This is a genomic window from Bradyrhizobium sp., assembly GCF_035570375.1.
Classification (GTDB): domain Bacteria; phylum Pseudomonadota; class Alphaproteobacteria; order Rhizobiales; family Xanthobacteraceae; genus Bradyrhizobium.
In genome coordinates, this window is the sequence record NZ_DATMLW010000159.1 from 85,392 (window position 1) to 102,059 (window position 16,668).

A 16,668-nucleotide genomic window follows, 5' to 3' on the forward strand; every position below is an offset into this window, starting at 1 on the left:
TTGCCTCACATGACCTCGCTCGACAGCTTCAAATGCCAAAAAACCCTGAAGGTTGGCGCCAGGACCTACGTCTATTACAGCCTGGCCGCCGCCGAGAAAAACGGTCTGAAGGGAATCTCCAAGCTTCCCTATTCGATGAAGGTGCTGCTGGAAAACCTCCTGCGCAATGAAGACGGACGCACCGTCAAGAAGGACGACATCCTCGCGGTCTCCAAGTGGCTGAAGAAGCGCGCGCTCGAACATGAAATCGCGTTCCGCCCGGCACGGGTATTGATGCAGGATTTCACCGGCGTTCCGGCGGTGGTTGATCTTGCGGCCATGCGCAACGCAATGCAGTCGCTCGGCGGCGATGCCGAGAAGATCAATCCGCTGGTGCCGGTCGATCTGGTCATCGATCATTCGGTGATCGTGAACTTCTTCGGGGACAACAAGGCGTTCGCCAAGAACGTTGTCGAGGAATACAAGCAGAACCAGGAGCGCTACGAATTCCTGAAGTGGGGTCAGAAGGCGTTTTCGAACTTCTCGGTGGTGCCTCCCGGCACCGGCATCTGCCATCAGGTCAATCTCGAATACCTGGCGCAAACGGTGTGGACCAGGAAAGAGAAGATGACGGTCGGCAAGAAGACCGGCACGTTCGAGGTCGCTTATCCGGATTCACTGGTCGGCACCGATTCGCACACCACCATGGTCAACGGGCTCGCCGTGCTCGGATGGGGCGTCGGCGGCATCGAGGCGGAAGCCTGCATGCTGGGCCAGCCGCTGTCGATGTTGCTGCCGGAAGTGGTCGGCTTCAAACTCAAGGGTCAGCTCAAGGAAGGCGTGACTGCAACGGACCTGGTGCTGACGGTTACGCAGATGCTGCGCAAGCAGGGCGTGGTAGGCAAGTTCGTGGAGTTCTTCGGCCCCGGCCTCGATCATCTGTCGGTCGCCGACAAGGCAACCATCGGCAACATGGCACCGGAATATGGCGCGACCTGCGGCTTCTTCCCGGTCGATGCCGCGACCATCGATTATCTGAAAACCTCCGGCCGCAAGGCCGACCGCGTCGCGCTGGTTTCGGCCTATGCCAAGGCGCAGGGCCTGTTCCGAACCGCGAAATCGGGCGATCCTGTCTTCACCACAACGCTGACGCTCGATCTTGGCGATGTCGTGCCCTCGATGGCTGGCCCGAAGCGGCCCGAAGGCCGCGTCGCGCTGCCCGCGGTTGCGGAAGGTTTCACCACCGCGCTTGCAAGCGAATACAAGAAGGCAGCCGATGCCGACAAACGCTATGCGGTGGAAAATCGCGACTTTGATCTCGGCCATGGCGACGTCGTGATCGCGGCCATCACTTCCTGCACCAACACTTCAAATCCGAGCGTTCTGATCGGAGCCGGGCTGCTCGCCCGCAATGCGATCGCCAAGGGATTGAAGGCAAAGCCCTGGGTCAAAACCTCGCTTGCTCCCGGCAGCCAGGTCGTCGCCGAATATCTCGCCAATTCCGGATTGCAGAGCGATCTCGACAAGGTCGGCTTCAATCTGGTCGGCTTCGGCTGCACCACCTGCATCGGCAATTCCGGTCCCTTGCCCGAAGAGATATCGAAGGCGATCAACGATAATGGGATCGTGGCCGCTGCCGTGCTGTCGGGCAATCGCAATTTCGAAGGCCGAGTCAGTCCGGACGTACAGGCCAATTATCTCGCCTCGCCACCCCTGGTGGTCGCTTTCGCACTGGCCGGCACCGTCAGGAAGGATCTTGCCGTCGAACCGATCGGAAACGGCAAGGACGGCAAGCCTGTTTTTCTGAAGGATATCTGGCCGACCGCCAGGGAGATCAACGCGTTCACGAAGAAATTCGTGACCGCGACGATTTTCAAGAAGCGCTACGCCGACGTCTTCAAGGGCGACACCAACTGGCGCAAGATCAAGACGGTCGAGAGCGAGACCTATCGCTGGAACATGAGCTCGACCTATGTGCAGAACCCGCCCTATTTCGAAGGCATGAAGAAGCAGCCGGAGCCGATCGCCGATATCGTCGATGCGCGCATTCTGGCGATGTTCGGCGACAAGATCACCACCGACCACATATCGCCTGCGGGCTCAATCAAGCTGACTTCTCCGGCCGGAAAGTTTCTGAGCGACCACCAGGTCCGCCCCGCCGACTTCAATCAATACGGTACCAGGCGAGGCAACCACGAGATCATGATGCGCGGCACCTTCGCCAATATCCGCATCAAGAACTTCATGCTGAAGGGCGCCGACGGCAACATTCCCGAAGGCGGCATGACCAAGCACTGGCCCGACGGCGAGCAGATGTCGATCTACGACGCCGCCATGAAGTATCAGGCCGAGCACGTGCCGCTGGTGGTCTTCGCCGGTGCCGAATACGGCAACGGATCCTCGCGCGATTGGGCCGCGAAGGGCACGCGGCTGCTCGGCGTCCGCGCTGTGATCTGCCAGAGCTTCGAGCGTATCCATCGCTCCAACCTTGTCGGTATGGGAGTCCTCCCGCTCACCTTCGAGAATGGCACGTCGTGGCAGTCGCTCGGGCTGAAGGGCGACGAGACCGTGACCATCAGGGGGTTGCAGGGCGACCTGAAACCGCGGCAAAAATTGACGGCGGAAATCGTGTCCGGTGATGACTCATTGCAGCGCGTTTCGCTGCTGTGCAGGATCGATACGCTCGACGAACTTGATTATTACCGCAACGGCGGCATCCTGCATTACGTATTGCGCAGATTGGCCGCGTAATTGTGATCACGGGCTCACCGCGAAGTGAGTAGCGAGGACAGGGAAGGCGGCCTAAGAAGGTCGCCTTCGCTCGTTTGAAGGCCGGTGTAGCCGATCTGAAGCCCCTGCACCACGAGCGGCGAATTGTTCAGGGATCTCAGATCGACAGCCGGCACTGGAAACATCAACTTCGCCAAAGGTGTTGGTGAGACAGATCGCGAACCTCGGACAGTGGGCGGCAACGGGCTCCTGAGCCGTTCAACGGCGAGAAGTGTTAACGGCAGCAACGCAGATATTCTCGGTACGGTATGGCAGCAATCATGGGCTACAACTCCATTTCGCGGTGGTCGGGCGCGATCGGCGTCTGCGCGATGGTGGCCATGATCCGGCCGGCCGCCGCCGAACCTCGCGCGGTGGTGGAGCTCTTCACCTCGCAAGGCTGCTCGTCGTGTCCGCCCGCTGACAAGATCATCGGCGAGCTTGCCAAGGATCCGACCGTGATCGCGCTGAGCATGCCGATCGATTACTGGGATTATCTCGGCTGGAAGGATACGCTGGCGGATGCTCGCTTCAGTGCCCGTCAGAAAGCCTATTCGCTGGCCCGCGGCGATCGCGACGTCTACACGCCGCAGGTGATCGTCAACGGCTCTGCCCATGTGGTCGGCAGCGACCGCGCCGGAATCGAGGAAGCGATCGGCGCCACCAGGAAGGCGGACGCCGTGATGTCGGTGCCGGTTGCGCTGGCGCTGGCGGGCAAGCAGATCACGGTGTCGGTCCCGGCCTCGAACAAGGCCCCGACCGCCGCGCGCGGTGAAATCTGGATCTGTTCGATCTCCAAGGCGGTGCCGATATCGATCGGCCGCGGGGAGAATCGCGGGCGAGAGCTCATCTACTACAACGTCGTTCGCAGCCTGCTCAAAGTCGGTGACTGGAACGGCAACGCCGCGAGCTGGACCGTGCCCCTGGAAAATCTTTCTCGCGAAGGCATCGACGGCGCGGCGGTGTTCATCCAGGATGGAAGCCGCGAGCGGCCGGGCCCGATGCTGGGCGCCGCCTATACATCGCTTCACTAAAGCGCGATCAGATCGGGTTGAATCGTCATCGCGCTTTAGTTTTTTGATTGAGCATGATCCTATTCGGAAAACCGCTGCACACTTTGCACTAACGCGGTCCTTCGGGTCCGGATCATGCTTTAGGATTTATCTGCGGGCCCGCAGCGACTGGCGCCCGGCGGCAATGGCTGGACCGCGCTGACACATGGCGCGCTATTGCCGCTATTGCTTCGTCATCACGAACTTGCCGACACCGTCCACATAAGCCTGATAGCTGCCGCGGATGGTCTTGCTGTCCTTGGACGCAATTCCCTGCATTCGAATATCCCACTTCGGGCAAACGATCTGAAACGCCACATGCTGATTTGACGCGAGATAATTGCCGGTGAGCGAACAGCTTTCCTTGTCGTCATTTTGATAACTGCCCGAAAAGCGTCCGTTGTTGTTGGCGAGCTTCATGTCATTCTTCGAGGTGTTGGACCAGGTTACGGTCCAGCTTCCTGTGAGATCGTCCGCGCCGGCCCGGGCGACGCCCAATCCCATGAATGAAGTCAAGAACAGGACGGTCAGAGCCGCCAGGAATTTCCGCATCTTCATCCCCTGATCTGCAAGGCTGCCGTCAGACGCCGGACGAGTCGAACGTCCGACGATAGCACCCATTTTTAAAAGTGCGATTGCCGGTCGCCGTATCTCACCTGTTTAGTTGTGACTTGAGAGCGGCTCGGCCACGCTCATGTGCCGACTCGATGTCGGAGAAATGCCCGGGTTTGAATCGGCGCGACAGGCGAGGGATTTTGCTGATGCGTCCGCCGCCGAAGTCGAACAGCAGCGTAGCGGGTGCCTGAAAAAGAAAAAGGACCAACTCGCGTTGGCCCAGTAGGGGATAATCTGTACTGCGATAGACCCGATCCCTGCGACCCCGGGGGGCTGGGGGCTGAGGAATCCGGTATCGAAAGGACCGGGCCAACGCAGTGTCTCCTTGTCGCAATTCAGCAGGGCGGTCGATGGGCGGAAGTGGGGCGGCATTATGATTCCTGCTAACGATGATGTGACGGTCCGCGCGACCCAAGTGCGACCGAATATACCTCGGGTACAGGGAACAATTCCTCGCGCCGTGGCGCCCGCAACCCCACGGTCCCTCTTGCGGCGGAGGTCGGTCGGCGCAATCATGTCGTCCGGATGACAGGAGCAGCGCGATGAGTTCGACATTGGAGGAAGCCGATCCAAGTGAGGCCCGCGCAGTGGCGCGCCACGCCGCTGCGATCGCCTTGCCAAACCGTGTGACGTTCAATCGTTTCGAACTCAATCGCATCCTGGATCTGTATGGGCGTATGGTCGCCGATGGCGAATGGCGTGATTATGCCATCGATTTCATGCGCGACCGCGCGGTGTTCTCGATATTCCGGCGCGCTTCCGAAGTTCCGATCTACCGCATCGAGAAGGACCCGCGCCTGGCGCGCAAGCAGGGAATCTACAGCGTGATCTCGGCGACCGGCCTGATCCTGCGCCGTGGCCACGAGCTAGAACGCGTGCTGCTCGCAATCGACCGCAAGCCGGCGCTGGTCTAACCGGTCCGCAAAGCCCATTCCGGACCGAGACAGCTCGTTCTGGAACACCCCGAGATTGCTCGCCCGTCGTTGCTTGCGAGAGGAATCCGCGGTCGGCCGTGCGTGCCGCCCTAAAATGGCGCCGTTGATTCAATCGCCTTCCGATGTGCCCGGTATGGTGCGCCCACCCTCGCCGAGTGCAAGCTGCATCATCACCGTGTCGAGCCAGCGGCCGAACTTGAAGCCAACGTCAGGGTGGGTTCCGATCATCTGAAAGCCGCATCTTGAATGCACGCCGATCGACGCGGCGTTGGCGGAATCGCCGATCACCGCGATCATCTGACGAAAGCCGCGCGCCTCGCAATCGGCGATCAGCCGTTGCAGCAATTTTTGTCCAATGCCGCGTCCCTGGATCGCGGGCCGCAAATAGATCGAATTCTCGACCGTGAAACGGTAGGCCGGCCGCGGCCGGTAGGCACCCGCATGGGCGTATCCGACCGCGCGGCCGTCGAGCACCGCGACCAGATAAGGGAAGCCATCGGCCGTCAGCGCGTCAAAGCGACGCGTCATTTCGGAAAGGTCTGGCGCGGTGAGTTCGAAGGTCGCCGTGCCGAAACGGACGGCGTGTTCGTAGATTTCGGTGACGGAGGGCAGGTCGGCAGCAGCGGCCGGCCTGATTTCAAGCGAAGACAATTCAAGCGAAGACATGGCACAAAGATTATTTTTGCCCATCGCAAAAGGAAAGCCCCGGCGACGGGCCGGGGCTTTGATGGTTCCGCTTCCGCTGCGAGAACGATCAGTCGCGCTGACCGAGCAACTGCAGGAGCAGCGTGAACAGGTTGATGAAGTTCAGATAGAGCGACAATGCGCCGGTGATCGCCGCACGTTCCGCCACGTCGCCGCCCTGCTGGGCATAGCCATAGATGTATTCGTTCTTCAGCCGCTGGGTATCCCAGGCTGTGAGGCCCGCGAAAACCAGCACACCGACCACCGACACCACGAATTGCAGCATCGTCGAGGCGAGGAACAGATTGACGAGGCTTGCAATGACGACGCCGAACAGGCCCATGATCAGGAACGAACCCATTCCGGTCAGGTCACGCCGCGTCGTGTAGCCATAAAGGCTGAGCGCGCCGAAGGTGGCGGCGGTGATGAAGAACACCCGCACGATCGAGGTGTGGGTATACACCAGGAAGATCGAGGACAGCGAAATGCCCATCAGCGCCGAAAACACCCAGAACAGCATCTGGGCGGTCGCGGGCTGCAGCCGGTTGATGCCGGCGGAGATCACGAACACCATGGCGAGCGGCGCCAGGATGAACAGCCATTTCAGCGGGCTCACGAACATCGCGTAGCCGAAGGGCGTCAGGAACGCGTTGCCGATCTTGGCGGCGGCTCCCGACGGGTCGTTGGTCACGGCCGCCATGTAGATTCCGAGCGCCGCGAGGCCGGTGATGGCCAGCCCGATGCTCATGTAGTTGTAAATGCGCAGCATGTAGGCGCGCAGACCGGCGTCGACGGTCGCGGCGTCAACCCGCCCGGCGGCCCGGCCGAAAGGAGAGGCATAGTTACGGTCTAGGTCCGACATGGTCGAATTCCTGTTGTTGGTCCGGCGGGAGCGCAAGGAACCTTGCGACGCCAGTTGGAAAATCTATCCCAGATACCACGGAATGCTGACATTAATTTTGCGTCATCTAACAGCATCTGGCACTGGCTGATATCTGGGAAACTAACACAACCACTGCAAGCCGCCATGCGCGGCTGAATGTCGCTCCGCGGAGGGGATCCCGGGCCGAAGCCCGCTTTTTTACGAAATCTTTATACTACAGGTTTCGCAAAACCGCGGCTGGCTTCTGGTTCAGGGCCAGGAGTGTTCCCACAAGTCCCAGCCCCACGGTGACGAAAAGCGCCGCCGCTACCACCGCTGCAGCGCTTCCGGCTTGCCAGACGAAGCTCAGGGTCATCAGCCGGGTCACAATCAGCCAGGCTGCAATGGAACCGGTAGTGACCCCGAAAACAGCGGTCGCCAGTCCGATCAACAGGTATTCCAGCGCGTAGGCGCCGAGCAGGCGCGCCCTGGTGGCGCCCAGAGTCTTGAGAATGACGGCATCGTAAACGCGATGCCGATGGCCGGCCGCGAGGGCCCCGCCCAAGACGAGCACGGCCGAAATCAGCGTGACTGCACTGGCTCCGCGGATCGCCAATACGAGATTGGTGACGACCGTGCCGATCGTTTCCAGCGCCTCGCGCACCCGAACGGTCGTGACCATCGGGAATGCGTCGGCCACCAATTTGATGATCGCCGGGTCGTTTGCGGAGTTCGGACGGGCCTCGGTCAGGGTTGCGATATGCGTATGCGGCGCGCCTCTGAAGGCATTGGGCGAGAACACCAGCACGAAATTGATGCCAAGCCCCTGCCAGTCGATCGTGCGCATGTTGCCGATCCTGGCCGGAATGTCGCGGCCGAGGACGTTGACGACGATTTCATCGCCGAGCTCGAGCTTGAGGCCGTCGGCGATCTTTTTCTCAATCGATACCAGCGGCGGCCCGTCATAATCCGGGCCCCACCACTTGCCTTCGACGATCTTCGATCCCTTTGGAATATCGCCGGTTGCGGTGAGGCCGCGGTCGCTTTGCAGGACCCATTCGCTGTCTGTGGAAGGCTTGAGCTCTTCCGCACTCACGCCTCGCGCCGCGACGATCCGCCCGCGCAGCATCGGCACCTCTTCGACCGTTGAATCCGGCATGGCTCGTTTCAGGAAGGCGTCGAAGCGGCCGGCATCGTTCGACGGAATGTCGATGAAATAGAATGACGGGGCGTGATCCGGCAGTGCCGCCAGGAATTGACGCCGCAGGTTGCCGTCGATTTGCGTGATCGTGACCAGCACGGCAAGGCCCAGACCCAGTGATATCACCACCGAGGGCGTCAGCGCGCCCGGACGGTGGATATTCGCAATCGCCAGCCGCAGCATGGTGAATCGCGTCCGGGGCAGGCGGCGTGCCAGCGCCATCAAGCCCAAGGCAATTCCGCGCAATACGGCAAAGACTGCGATCGACGACACCACGAACACGGTGGCGACGCGCTTGTCGTAAGCCAGCCCGACGATCATCGCGATCAGGAACGCGATCACGAGGGCCATCAAGGCGAGATAGCGCCAGCGCGGGCGACGCCATGGGCTCGCCACGGCTTCGCGGAACAGGGCTGCTACCGGCACGTCATGCACGCTTCCAAGCGGCCAAAGCCCGAACGCGAGCGCGGTCAGGAGGCCGTAGACCAGCGAAAGTGCGAGTTCCTCGACATGCAGGGCGGGCACGACCGGCAACGGCAACAGCTTGCCGAACACGTCGACGATGATGAAGGGCAATGCCGCACCGACACCAAGGCCGATCACCGAGCCGATGATCGAAAGCACGATCACCTGCGTCAGATAGATCGCAAAGACGTCCCGCCCCGTGGCGCCCACGGCCTTGAAGGTGGCGATCACGTCACGGCGCCGGTCGATGTGGCTCTTGATGGCGTTGGCCACGCCAACGCCGCCGACCAGGAGCGCTGCAAGGCCAACCAGTGTGAGAAACTGGGTGAAGCGATTGATCGTGCGCTCCAGCTGCGGCGAGGCGCTGTCGCGGGTGCGAATTTCCCAGCCGGCTTGCGGCAGCGCGCCTCGCGCATCGTCGGCAAGCCGGGCCGCGCTGCGGTCGCTGCCGGCGTTGTCCGGGAGCCTCACCCGATAGGTCCAGCGCACCAGGCTGCCGGGTTGCAGCAATTGCGTGGCCCGAAGCCCTGCCTCGCTCACCAGAAATCGCGGGCCGAAACCGAGGCCGCCGGCGAGCTTGTCCGGCTCGGCGCTGTCAATGCTGCGGATCTCGAAAGTCGCGTTGCCGACATGGACGCGGTCGCCGACCTTGAGATCGAGCCGGGCCAGCAGGGTCGAATCGGCGGCCGCGCCGAACGCCCCGTCACGCTCGGCCAGCAAACCGGCCATCGGCATTTTCGGCTCGAGCGCAAGTTCGCCCAACATCGGGTAGGCGCCGTCGACCGCCTTGATTTCGACCAGTGCCAGGCGGCCGTCGCCGGCGCGCGCCATGCCGCGCAGCGTCGCTATGGCGGAGACGTCACCGCGGGAGCGGAGAAACGCGATTTCGTCGGGTTTGGCTTCGCGCTGGAACAATGAGAACGCTACGTCGCCGCCGAGCAGCGTGCGGCCCTCCCGTGCCAGCCCTTCGCCAAGGCTGGCCGCGACCGAGCCGACGCCTGCAATCGTCATCACACCGAGCGCGATGCAGGCGATGAAAACGTAAAAACCACGCAAACCTCCGCGCAATTCGCGGACAGCAAAGCGCAACGGCAGCGATGCAGGGCGGCCGCGGTAAACAGGTTCGGCGATGGTGGTCATGACCCGGTATCTCGTTCGGCGACCTGGCCGTCGATCCGGCCCGAGCGCAGCCGCACCACGCGGTCACAGCGCTGCGCCAGCGAGGCGTCGTGGGTCACCAGCACCAGCGTCATGCCGCGTTCGGCATGTTTGGTGAAGAGCAAGTCAACGATCTGCTTGCCGGTCGCTTCATCCAGATTGCCGGTCGGCTCGTCGGCGACCAGAATGGCGGGGTCGGGTGCCAGCGCTCGCGCCAGGGCCACGCGTTGCTGCTCGCCGCCCGACAGTTGCGTGGGATAGTGATGCAGCCGGTCGCCAAGACCGACGGATGCCAATTCTTCCGCCGCGCGCCGACCGGCGTCGGGATTACCCGCCAGCTCCAGCGGCACCGCGACGTTTTCGAGCGCCGTCATGGTGGGAATCAGGTGGAACGACTGGAAAACGATGCCCACCTCGCGGCCGCGAAAGCGCGCCAGCGCGTCCTCGTCGAGGGCATTGAAGGGCGTGCCGTTGACCACCACCTCTCCACTGTCCGGACGTTCCAACCCCGCCATCACCATCAGCAGAGTGGACTTTCCCGAACCTGATGGTCCAATCAGGCCGATCGCCTCGCCCGACGCCACTCGAAGGCTGATGTCCTTGAGAATGTGGACACGCGCTGCGCCCGTGCCGAGCGAGAGATTGACGTTGGAGATGGAAATGGTTTCCGGCTTGATGACGGTCAACGACGAGGGTTCGATGAGACTGTCCATGGCTATAGTGCCCGCATTTCCGAAGTTCGCAATCGTGTGCTGCGACCCCGTGAACGAACTTCGGAAAGCAAAGGGCACTATCAGATTTGTTAATTCCAGTGCCGCTTTCCGATCTGAAATTCCTGATTCGAGGTTGCAGCAGGCAGTGCAGGAATTTCAGATCGGCGGCACTAGCTCATATGGTAGTTCACGCAGTGTGGTCGAGGGCCTTTTGCCGAAGTTCATGCACATGATCGTGTGGGGCTCCATGCTGATCCTGGCACTATCGGGATTGGAACCGGTCTTTGCTCAATCCGCGGCCGCGATCGCCACGCGGCCCATCAATATGGTCGTGCTGGGTGATTCCTTGAGCGCGGGATATGGCCTTGCGGGCGCTGACGCATTTCCGGCCAAGTTGCAAAAGGCCTTGAAGGCCAAAGGGATAGATATTGAGATGACCAACGCCGGGGTGTCCGGCGACACCGCCTCCGGCGGCCGCGACCGGCTCGATTGGTCGGTGCCTGACAAGACCCAGGCCGTGATCGTGGAGCTTGGCGCCAACGATGCCTTGCGCGGCATCGATCCGGCGGTCACCCGCGCCGCGTTGACGGAGATTGTAACGCGGCTGAAGGGACGCGGGATCTCCGTTCTGTTGTGCGGGATGCTCGCGCCGCCGAATTATGGCCGCGACTATGCGGACAGCTTCAACGCGATCTATCCCGATCTCGCCAGATCCACGGGCGTCCCTCTCTATCCTTTCTTCCTTGAGGGCGTCGCCGCCGACGCCAGGCTCAATCAGGCCGATGGCATGCATCCGACGCCCGAGGGTGTCGACATCATCGTCAAAAACATCCTGCCTACCGTGGAGGCATTTCTTGGCACGATATCCAGGCAACCGAGCTGAGGAGCGGGCATCGATAACCCTAATGCGATGGATTTGCAGGAGCTTTCCGATCTGTTAACCGCTGATGCTTCGCAGAGTCACATAACTACGCTAGAAATTGGTATCGGTGATTCGTTGCCGGGCCTACAGGGCATGGTCTGCTGTCCATGGCGCCGTTTCCGGGTCAAATCCGGAAACAGCCCGTTCAGGACCATGCTTCAGCATCGGGAGTCCTAACGATGCCGCGTCTGTTCACGGGATTGGAAATTCCCTCCGAGATCGCTCAGACACTCTCCTCACTGCGTGGCGGCTTGCCCGGGGCCCGCTGGGTCGATCCCGAAAATTATCACGTTACCCTGCGTTTCATCGGCGACATCGATGGGGCGGCGGCCAACGAGATCGCTTCGATGCTGTTTCGGGTCAACCGCAAGCCGTTCGAAGTGGCGGTGCAGGGGCTCTCCAGCTTTGGCGGCAAGAAGCCCCGCGCGGTGGTCGCAAATATTGCCCCAAGCCGGCCGCTGATCGAACTCCAGGCCGAGCTGGAGCGGCTGATGCAGCGGATCGGACTCGATCCCGAGGGACGGAAATTCACCCCGCACGTGACGCTGGCGCGCCTGCGCGATGCCTCTACGCAGGATGTGGCGGATTATCTTTCGGTACGCGGCTATTTTCCGGCCCGAGTGTTCACCGCCTCGCGCTTCGTGCTGTTTTCCTCGCGCGCCTCGACCGGCGGCGGACCTTACGTGGTCGAGGATTCCTACGCGCTGAGCGCGTGAGACAGGTGGCTAATTCCGTACCGGAACATTCCCGCGATGCAACGCGCAGCTGGCGCGGGAAGCATCCTGCGGCGGCGGTGTTAAAGGGTCTGGCGTGCTGCATACCTCGCTGGTAGCGGGGCATAAGGCCCGCCGACTGAAATAACCCCGCACCATTTCCGGCTTGCAATTTTCGTCAGTTTGGGGCCGTAGGAAGGGCCATGCCTTCTCCCCCGTCCCTCTCGTTCCGTGCCCACTACCAGGCCCTCGTCTCGTCCGGCGCGATCGAGCCGGACGCCGCCCAGGAAGCTGTCGCCGCAGCCTTTGGCGATCTTGAGCAGCGGCTTTCCAGCTACAAGCCGCTTCGCAAGCAGGGCCTGTTCGGCCGGCTGTTTGCCGACAAGGACGAAGCGCCGCCGCGCGGTCTCTACGTTCATGGCGACGTCGGACGTGGCAAGACCATGCTGATGGATCTGTTTTTCCAGCAGAGCCCGGTCGAGCACAAGCGCCGCGCCCATTTTCACGAATTCATGGCCGAGGTGCATGAGCGGATCTATGGCTACCGCCAGGGCATCGCCCGCGGCGAGATTGCAGACGGCGACGTGATCGCGTTGACCGCCGCCTCGATTTTCGAGCAGGCCTGGCTGTTGTGCTTCGACGAATTCCACGTCACCGACATTGCGGATGCGATGATTCTCGGCCGTCTGTTCGCCAAACTGTTCGAACTCGGCACCGTGGTCGTCGCAACTTCCAACGTCGCGCCCGACGATCTCTACAAAGGGGGTCTGAACCGGGCATTGTTCGTCCCTTTCATTGCGCAGATCTCGGAGCATATGCAGGTGCTGCGGCTCGATGCGCGCACCGATTTCCGGCTGGAAAAACTCGCCGGCGTGAAAATGTGGCTGGTGCCGCCGGATGCGGCAGCCGCTTTCGCGCTCGACGATGCCTGGGTCAAGATGACCGGCAACACGCCTTGCAAGCCGCGCGACATCCCGATCAAGGGTCGCGTCCTCCATGTGCCGTGCTCGGCGCACGGCGTTGCGCGATTTTCCTTTGCAGATATTTGTGAAACGCCGCTCGCTGCATCGGACTACCTCCGGCTCGCACGCGACTATCACACGATCATGATCGACCGCATTCCGGTCATGGACTATGCCGAGCGCAACGCCGCCAAGCGCTTCATCACCCTGATCGACACGCTCTACGACAACCGCGTGAAGCTGATGGCTTCCGCGGAAGCCAACCCGGCTGCGCTGTACGTCGCAACCGAAGGCAGCGAGGTAAGCGAATTCAAGCGGACTTCGTCAAGGCTGATCGAGATGGGCTCCGAATCCTACCTGGCGCTGCCGCACGGGCACAAGGATTCCGAGGCGAGCGGCGTCAGCACCGGTTTGGTGGAGACGTAATTCCCGTCATTCCGGAGCGCGCGTGCGCGCGAAGCCGGAATCCAGATGTTTTGGCCCGAGATACCAGGTTCTCGCGGCGCCTGTCATCGGGCGCGCGTTCGCGCGACCCGTTGCCGAGCCCCGGACTCCCGCACGACAATTGAACACGCCCCGGCTTGAACGGTTCGGTCGAAAGGGATAACCAGCCAATTAAGATCATGATGCGATAAAGTGGAATCGCATCATGATCCCATCTCTTTGTTTGAGCATGATCTGTTCGGAAAACCGGTTTCCACTTTTCCGGATCATGCTCTAACATCGCTTCCACCCCCTCCTTCCGTTCAAAGGACAGATTTCCCATGGCGCGCGACAAGATTGCTTTGATTGGCTCCGGTCAGATCGGCGGAACGCTGGCCCACCTCATCGGCCTCAAGGAACTGGGCGACGTTGTGATGTTCGACATTGCCGAAGGCGTGCCGCAGGGCAAAGCACTCGATATCGCGCAATCTTCGCCCGTCGACGGGTTCGACGCGCATTTCACCGGTGCCAATTCCTATGAAGCGCTCGACAACGCCAAGGTATGCATCGTCACCGCCGGCGTGCCGCGCAAGCCCGGCATGAGCCGTGACGACCTTCTGAGCATCAATCTGAAGGTGATGGAGCAGGTCGGCGCCGGGATCAAGAAATACGCGCCCGACTCCTTCGTCATCTGCATCACCAACCCGCTCGACGCCATGGTCTGGGCGCTGCAGAAGGCTTCCGGCATGCCGCACAAAAAGGTGGTGGGCATGGCGGGTGTGCTGGACTCCGCGCGCTTCCGCTATTTCCTTGCCGACGAGTTCAACGTCTCGGTGGAGGACGTCACCGCCTTCGTGCTGGGTGGCCATGGCGACACCATGGTGCCGCTGGTGCGCTACTCCACGGTCGCCGGCATTCCGCTGCCCGATCTCGTCAAGATGGGCTGGACTTCTCAGGCACGGATCGACGAGATCGTCGACCGCACCCGCAATGGCGGCGCCGAGATCGTCAATCTGTTGAAGACGGGCTCGGCATTCTACGCGCCTGCGGCGTCCGCGATCGCGATGGCCGAGAGCTACCTCAGGGACAAGAAGCGCGTGCTGCCATGCGCCGCCTACCTCAATGGCGAATACAGCGTGCGCGACATGTATGTCGGTGTGCCGGTCGTCATCGGCTCGAAAGGTGTCGAGCGGATCGTCGAGATCGAACTGTCCGGCAAGGATCGTGAAGCCTTCGACAAGTCGGTCAGCGCGGTGCAGGGTCTGGTCGATGCCTGCAAGAAGATCGCGCCGGACCTGCTTGGCCGCTGACGGGTGTAAAAAACCGGCGGCCGATGGTCCGGTCGATCTTCGGTCGCTCGAATTCTGCGGATTGGCGGCGGCCCGGTCGCAGGCCGGGACTCGGGATTGGCCAAGGCGTTGGAATTTATGATGATTTCAGATTTGCGCTTAGCGTGGCATATGGTATACCAACGCCAAAGCTGAAACCGCTAACGATTTGAGCGCACAGGGTTCGGGGAGCGTCCGCATGAACATCCATGAATACCAGGCCAAGGCACTTCTGAGCGAGTTCGGGGTGGCGATCTCAAAGGGTGCGCCCGTTCTGCGGGCTTCGGATTCCGAAGCGGCCGCGAAGATGATTCCGGGGCCGGTGTGGGTGGTGAAGAGCCAGATCCATGCGGGCGGCCGCGGCAAGGGCAAGTTCAAGGAAGCCTCCGCCGGCGACAAGGGCGGCGTCCGCATCGCCAAATCGGTCGCCGAGGTCAACGAATTCGCCAGGCAGATGTTGGGCGCAACCCTGGTCACGGTGCAGACCGGGCCACATGGCAAACAGGTCAACCGGCTCTACATCGAGGAAGGCTCCGATATCGACAAGGAGTTCTATCTCTCCATCCTCGTCAATCGCGAAACCTCCGAAGTATCTTTCGTGGTGTCGACCGAAGGTGGCGTCAATATCGAAGACGTCGCGCACTCGACGCCCGAGAAGATCGTGACCTTCTCGGTCGATCCGGCCACCGGCATCATGTCCCATCACGGCCGCACGGTTGCCAAGGCGCTGAAACTGTCGGGCGATCTCGCCAAACAGGCGGAACGGCTGGTGGCCCAGCTCTATGCCGCCTTCATCGCCAAGGACATGGCGATGCTCGAAATCAACCCACTGGTCGTCACCAAACAGGGCCAGCTGCGGGTGCTCGATGCCAAGGTATCGTTCGACGACAACGCGTTGTTTCGTCGTCCCGAAATCGCGGCACTGCGTGATGAGACCGAAGAGGACGCCAAGGAAATCGAGGCCTCCAAATACGACCTCAACTATGTCGCGCTCGAGGGCACCATCGGCTGCATGGTCAATGGCGCGGGGCTTGCCATGGCAACCATGGACATCATCAAGCTCTACGGCATGGAGCCGGCGAATTTCCTCGATGTCGGCGGTAGCGCCACCGTCGACAAGGTGGCTGCAGCTTTCAAGATCATCACCGCTGATCCGAACGTGAAGGGAATTCTGGTCAACATCTTCGGCGGCATCATGAAATGCGACGTGATCGCCGAGGGTGTGGTTGCCGCGGTGAGGCAGGTCGGCCTCAAGGTACCGCTGGTGGTGCGGCTCGAAGGCACCAATGTGGAAGCTGGCAAGAAGATCATCAGCCAATCCGGCCTCAACGTGCTGTCGGCAGATGATCTCGACGATGCCGCGCATAAAATCGTCAAGGCCGTCAAGGGAGGGTAAGGCAATGCCCGGAGACCGTCTCGCCGCACCGACGCCGCTGGAAGAGCATCGCAAACTTGCGGTTTTTGCCGGCGAATGGGCCGGCGAAGAGATGGTGAACCCCTCGCGCTGGACCGAGGGCGGGCCGGCGACCTCGCATGTCGTGGCCCGCGTCGACCTCAACGGCTTTTACCTCGTTCAGGACGCGCGCCAGACCCGGGACGGCAAGGAGACCTTCGCCACCCACGGCGTCTTCACTTACGACCGCGAAGACCGGCTCTACAAATTGTTCTGGTACGATTCGCTGGGCTATTACCCGCCCTCGCCCGCCTCCGGCGGCTGGACCGGCAAGTCGCTGATCCTGGTGCGCGGCTCGCTGCGCGGCAACGCGCGCCATATCTACGAAGTCATCGACGACAACAGCTACTCGATGAAAATCCAGTACTCGCCGGACGCGGAAGGGTGGGCCGACGTGCTTACCGGCGTCTACCGGCGGATTCACCAGAGGTAAG

General features: G+C 61.6%; 14 protein-coding genes. 9 read left to right on the top strand and 5 right to left on the bottom strand.

Annotated elements, in window-relative coordinates:
- Window positions 1-9: 9 nt before the first annotated feature.
- The gene (gene acnA / locus VNX23_RS17485; RefSeq protein WP_325632018.1) at window positions 10-2,730 is read left to right on the top strand and encodes an aconitate hydratase AcnA; all 2,721 of its coding nucleotides are present in this window, start codon (window positions 10-12) and stop codon (window positions 2,728-2,730) included.
- A 299-nt stretch (window positions 2,731-3,029) separates the two neighbouring features.
- Window positions 3,030-3,782, top strand: a complete 753-nt coding sequence (locus VNX23_RS17490) for a DUF1223 domain-containing protein (RefSeq protein ID WP_414643025.1) — start codon at window positions 3,030-3,032, stop codon at window positions 3,780-3,782.
- A 201-nt stretch (window positions 3,783-3,983) separates the two neighbouring features.
- Here the strand turns inward: VNX23_RS17490 and VNX23_RS17495 are convergent, their stop codons facing one another.
- Window positions 3,984-4,352 (bottom strand): hypothetical protein, encoded by a 369-nt coding sequence (locus VNX23_RS17495; protein WP_325632021.1) that lies wholly within the window; start codon window positions 4,350-4,352, stop codon window positions 3,984-3,986.
- A 605-nt stretch (window positions 4,353-4,957) separates the two neighbouring features.
- Between VNX23_RS17495 and VNX23_RS17500 the strand changes: the two genes are divergently transcribed.
- Entirely contained in the window at window positions 4,958-5,329 is a 372-nt protein-coding gene (locus tag VNX23_RS17500; RefSeq protein WP_325632022.1) for a DUF2794 domain-containing protein, read from the top strand.
- 129 nt (window positions 5,330-5,458) lie between these two features.
- Here VNX23_RS17500 and VNX23_RS17505 read toward each other — a convergent pair whose 3' ends face one another.
- The 4 genes from VNX23_RS17505 to VNX23_RS17520 form a co-directional block, all read right to left on the bottom strand.
- Window positions 5,459-6,001, bottom strand: coding sequence for a GNAT family N-acetyltransferase (locus VNX23_RS17505; protein ID WP_325632083.1), 543 nt, complete (start codon window positions 5,999-6,001; stop codon window positions 5,459-5,461).
- A 103-nt stretch (window positions 6,002-6,104) separates the two neighbouring features.
- Window positions 6,105-6,896 (bottom strand): Bax inhibitor-1/YccA family protein, encoded by a 792-nt coding sequence (locus VNX23_RS17510; RefSeq protein WP_325632023.1) that lies wholly within the window; start codon window positions 6,894-6,896, stop codon window positions 6,105-6,107.
- A 235-nt stretch (window positions 6,897-7,131) separates the two neighbouring features.
- Complete coding sequence (locus VNX23_RS17515; RefSeq protein ID WP_325632025.1) at window positions 7,132-9,702, bottom strand: ABC transporter permease; 2,571 nt, start codon at window positions 9,700-9,702, stop codon at window positions 7,132-7,134.
- Entirely contained in the window at window positions 9,699-10,433 is a 735-nt protein-coding gene (locus VNX23_RS17520) for an ABC transporter ATP-binding protein (protein ID WP_325632026.1), read from the bottom strand. The genes VNX23_RS17515 and VNX23_RS17520 overlap by 4 nt, the downstream gene beginning before the upstream one ends.
- A gap of 223 nt (window positions 10,434-10,656) precedes the next feature.
- Here VNX23_RS17520 and VNX23_RS17525 point away from each other — a divergent pair, with 223 nt between their 5' ends.
- The 6 genes from VNX23_RS17525 to VNX23_RS17550 all read left to right on the top strand — a co-directional run bounded on the left by VNX23_RS17525 (window position 10,657) and on the right by VNX23_RS17550 (window position 16,667).
- Complete coding sequence (locus VNX23_RS17525; protein WP_325632027.1) at window positions 10,657-11,316, top strand: arylesterase; 660 nt, start codon at window positions 10,657-10,659, stop codon at window positions 11,314-11,316.
- A 218-nt stretch (window positions 11,317-11,534) separates the two neighbouring features.
- Window positions 11,535-12,071 (top strand): RNA 2',3'-cyclic phosphodiesterase, encoded by a 537-nt coding sequence (gene thpR / locus VNX23_RS17530; protein WP_325632029.1) that lies wholly within the window; start codon window positions 11,535-11,537, stop codon window positions 12,069-12,071.
- Window positions 12,072-12,271: 200 nt separating this feature from the next.
- Window positions 12,272-13,456, top strand: a complete 1,185-nt coding sequence (zapE, locus tag VNX23_RS17535; RefSeq protein WP_325632030.1) for a cell division protein ZapE — start codon at window positions 12,272-12,274, stop codon at window positions 13,454-13,456.
- 338 nt (window positions 13,457-13,794) lie between these two features.
- Window positions 13,795-14,763 carry a malate dehydrogenase gene (mdh, locus tag VNX23_RS17540; RefSeq protein WP_325632032.1) on the top strand — a complete coding sequence of 323 codons (969 nt, stop codon included), beginning with the start codon at window positions 13,795-13,797 and terminating at the stop codon, window positions 14,761-14,763.
- A 217-nt stretch (window positions 14,764-14,980) separates the two neighbouring features.
- The gene (gene sucC / locus VNX23_RS17545) at window positions 14,981-16,177 is read left to right on the top strand and encodes an ADP-forming succinate--CoA ligase subunit beta (RefSeq protein ID WP_325632034.1); all 1,197 of its coding nucleotides are present in this window, start codon (window positions 14,981-14,983) and stop codon (window positions 16,175-16,177) included.
- Window positions 16,178-16,181: 4 nt separating this feature from the next.
- Window positions 16,182-16,667, top strand: a complete 486-nt coding sequence (locus VNX23_RS17550) for a DUF1579 family protein (RefSeq protein ID WP_325632035.1) — start codon at window positions 16,182-16,184, stop codon at window positions 16,665-16,667.
- Window position 16,668 lies beyond the last annotated feature (1 nt).

Coding starts and splice junctions, on each gene's coding strand:
- acnA (WP_325632018.1), top strand. CDS start 10: ATGACCTCGCTCGACAGCTTCAAATGCCAAAAAACCCTGAAGGTTGGC.
- VNX23_RS17490 (WP_414643025.1), top strand. CDS start 3,030: ATGGGCTACAACTCCATTTCGCGGTGGTCGGGCGCGATCGGCGTCTGC.
- VNX23_RS17495 (WP_325632021.1), bottom strand. CDS start 4,352: ATGCGGAAATTCCTGGCGGCTCTGACCGTCCTGTTCTTGACTTCATTC.
- VNX23_RS17500 (WP_325632022.1), top strand. CDS start 4,958: ATGAGTTCGACATTGGAGGAAGCCGATCCAAGTGAGGCCCGCGCAGTG.
- VNX23_RS17510 (WP_325632023.1), bottom strand. CDS start 6,896: ATGTCGGACCTAGACCGTAACTATGCCTCTCCTTTCGGCCGGGCCGCC.
- VNX23_RS17515 (WP_325632025.1), bottom strand. CDS start 9,702: ATGACCACCATCGCCGAACCTGTTTACCGCGGCCGCCCTGCATCGCTG.
- VNX23_RS17520 (WP_325632026.1), bottom strand. CDS start 10,433: ATGGACAGTCTCATCGAACCCTCGTCGTTGACCGTCATCAAGCCGGAA.
- VNX23_RS17525 (WP_325632027.1), top strand. CDS start 10,657: ATGCACATGATCGTGTGGGGCTCCATGCTGATCCTGGCACTATCGGGA.
- thpR (WP_325632029.1), top strand. CDS start 11,535: ATGCCGCGTCTGTTCACGGGATTGGAAATTCCCTCCGAGATCGCTCAG.
- zapE (WP_325632030.1), top strand. CDS start 12,272: ATGCCTTCTCCCCCGTCCCTCTCGTTCCGTGCCCACTACCAGGCCCTC.
- mdh (WP_325632032.1), top strand. CDS start 13,795: ATGGCGCGCGACAAGATTGCTTTGATTGGCTCCGGTCAGATCGGCGGA.
- sucC (WP_325632034.1), top strand. CDS start 14,981: ATGAACATCCATGAATACCAGGCCAAGGCACTTCTGAGCGAGTTCGGG.
- VNX23_RS17550 (WP_325632035.1), top strand. CDS start 16,182: ATGCCCGGAGACCGTCTCGCCGCACCGACGCCGCTGGAAGAGCATCGC.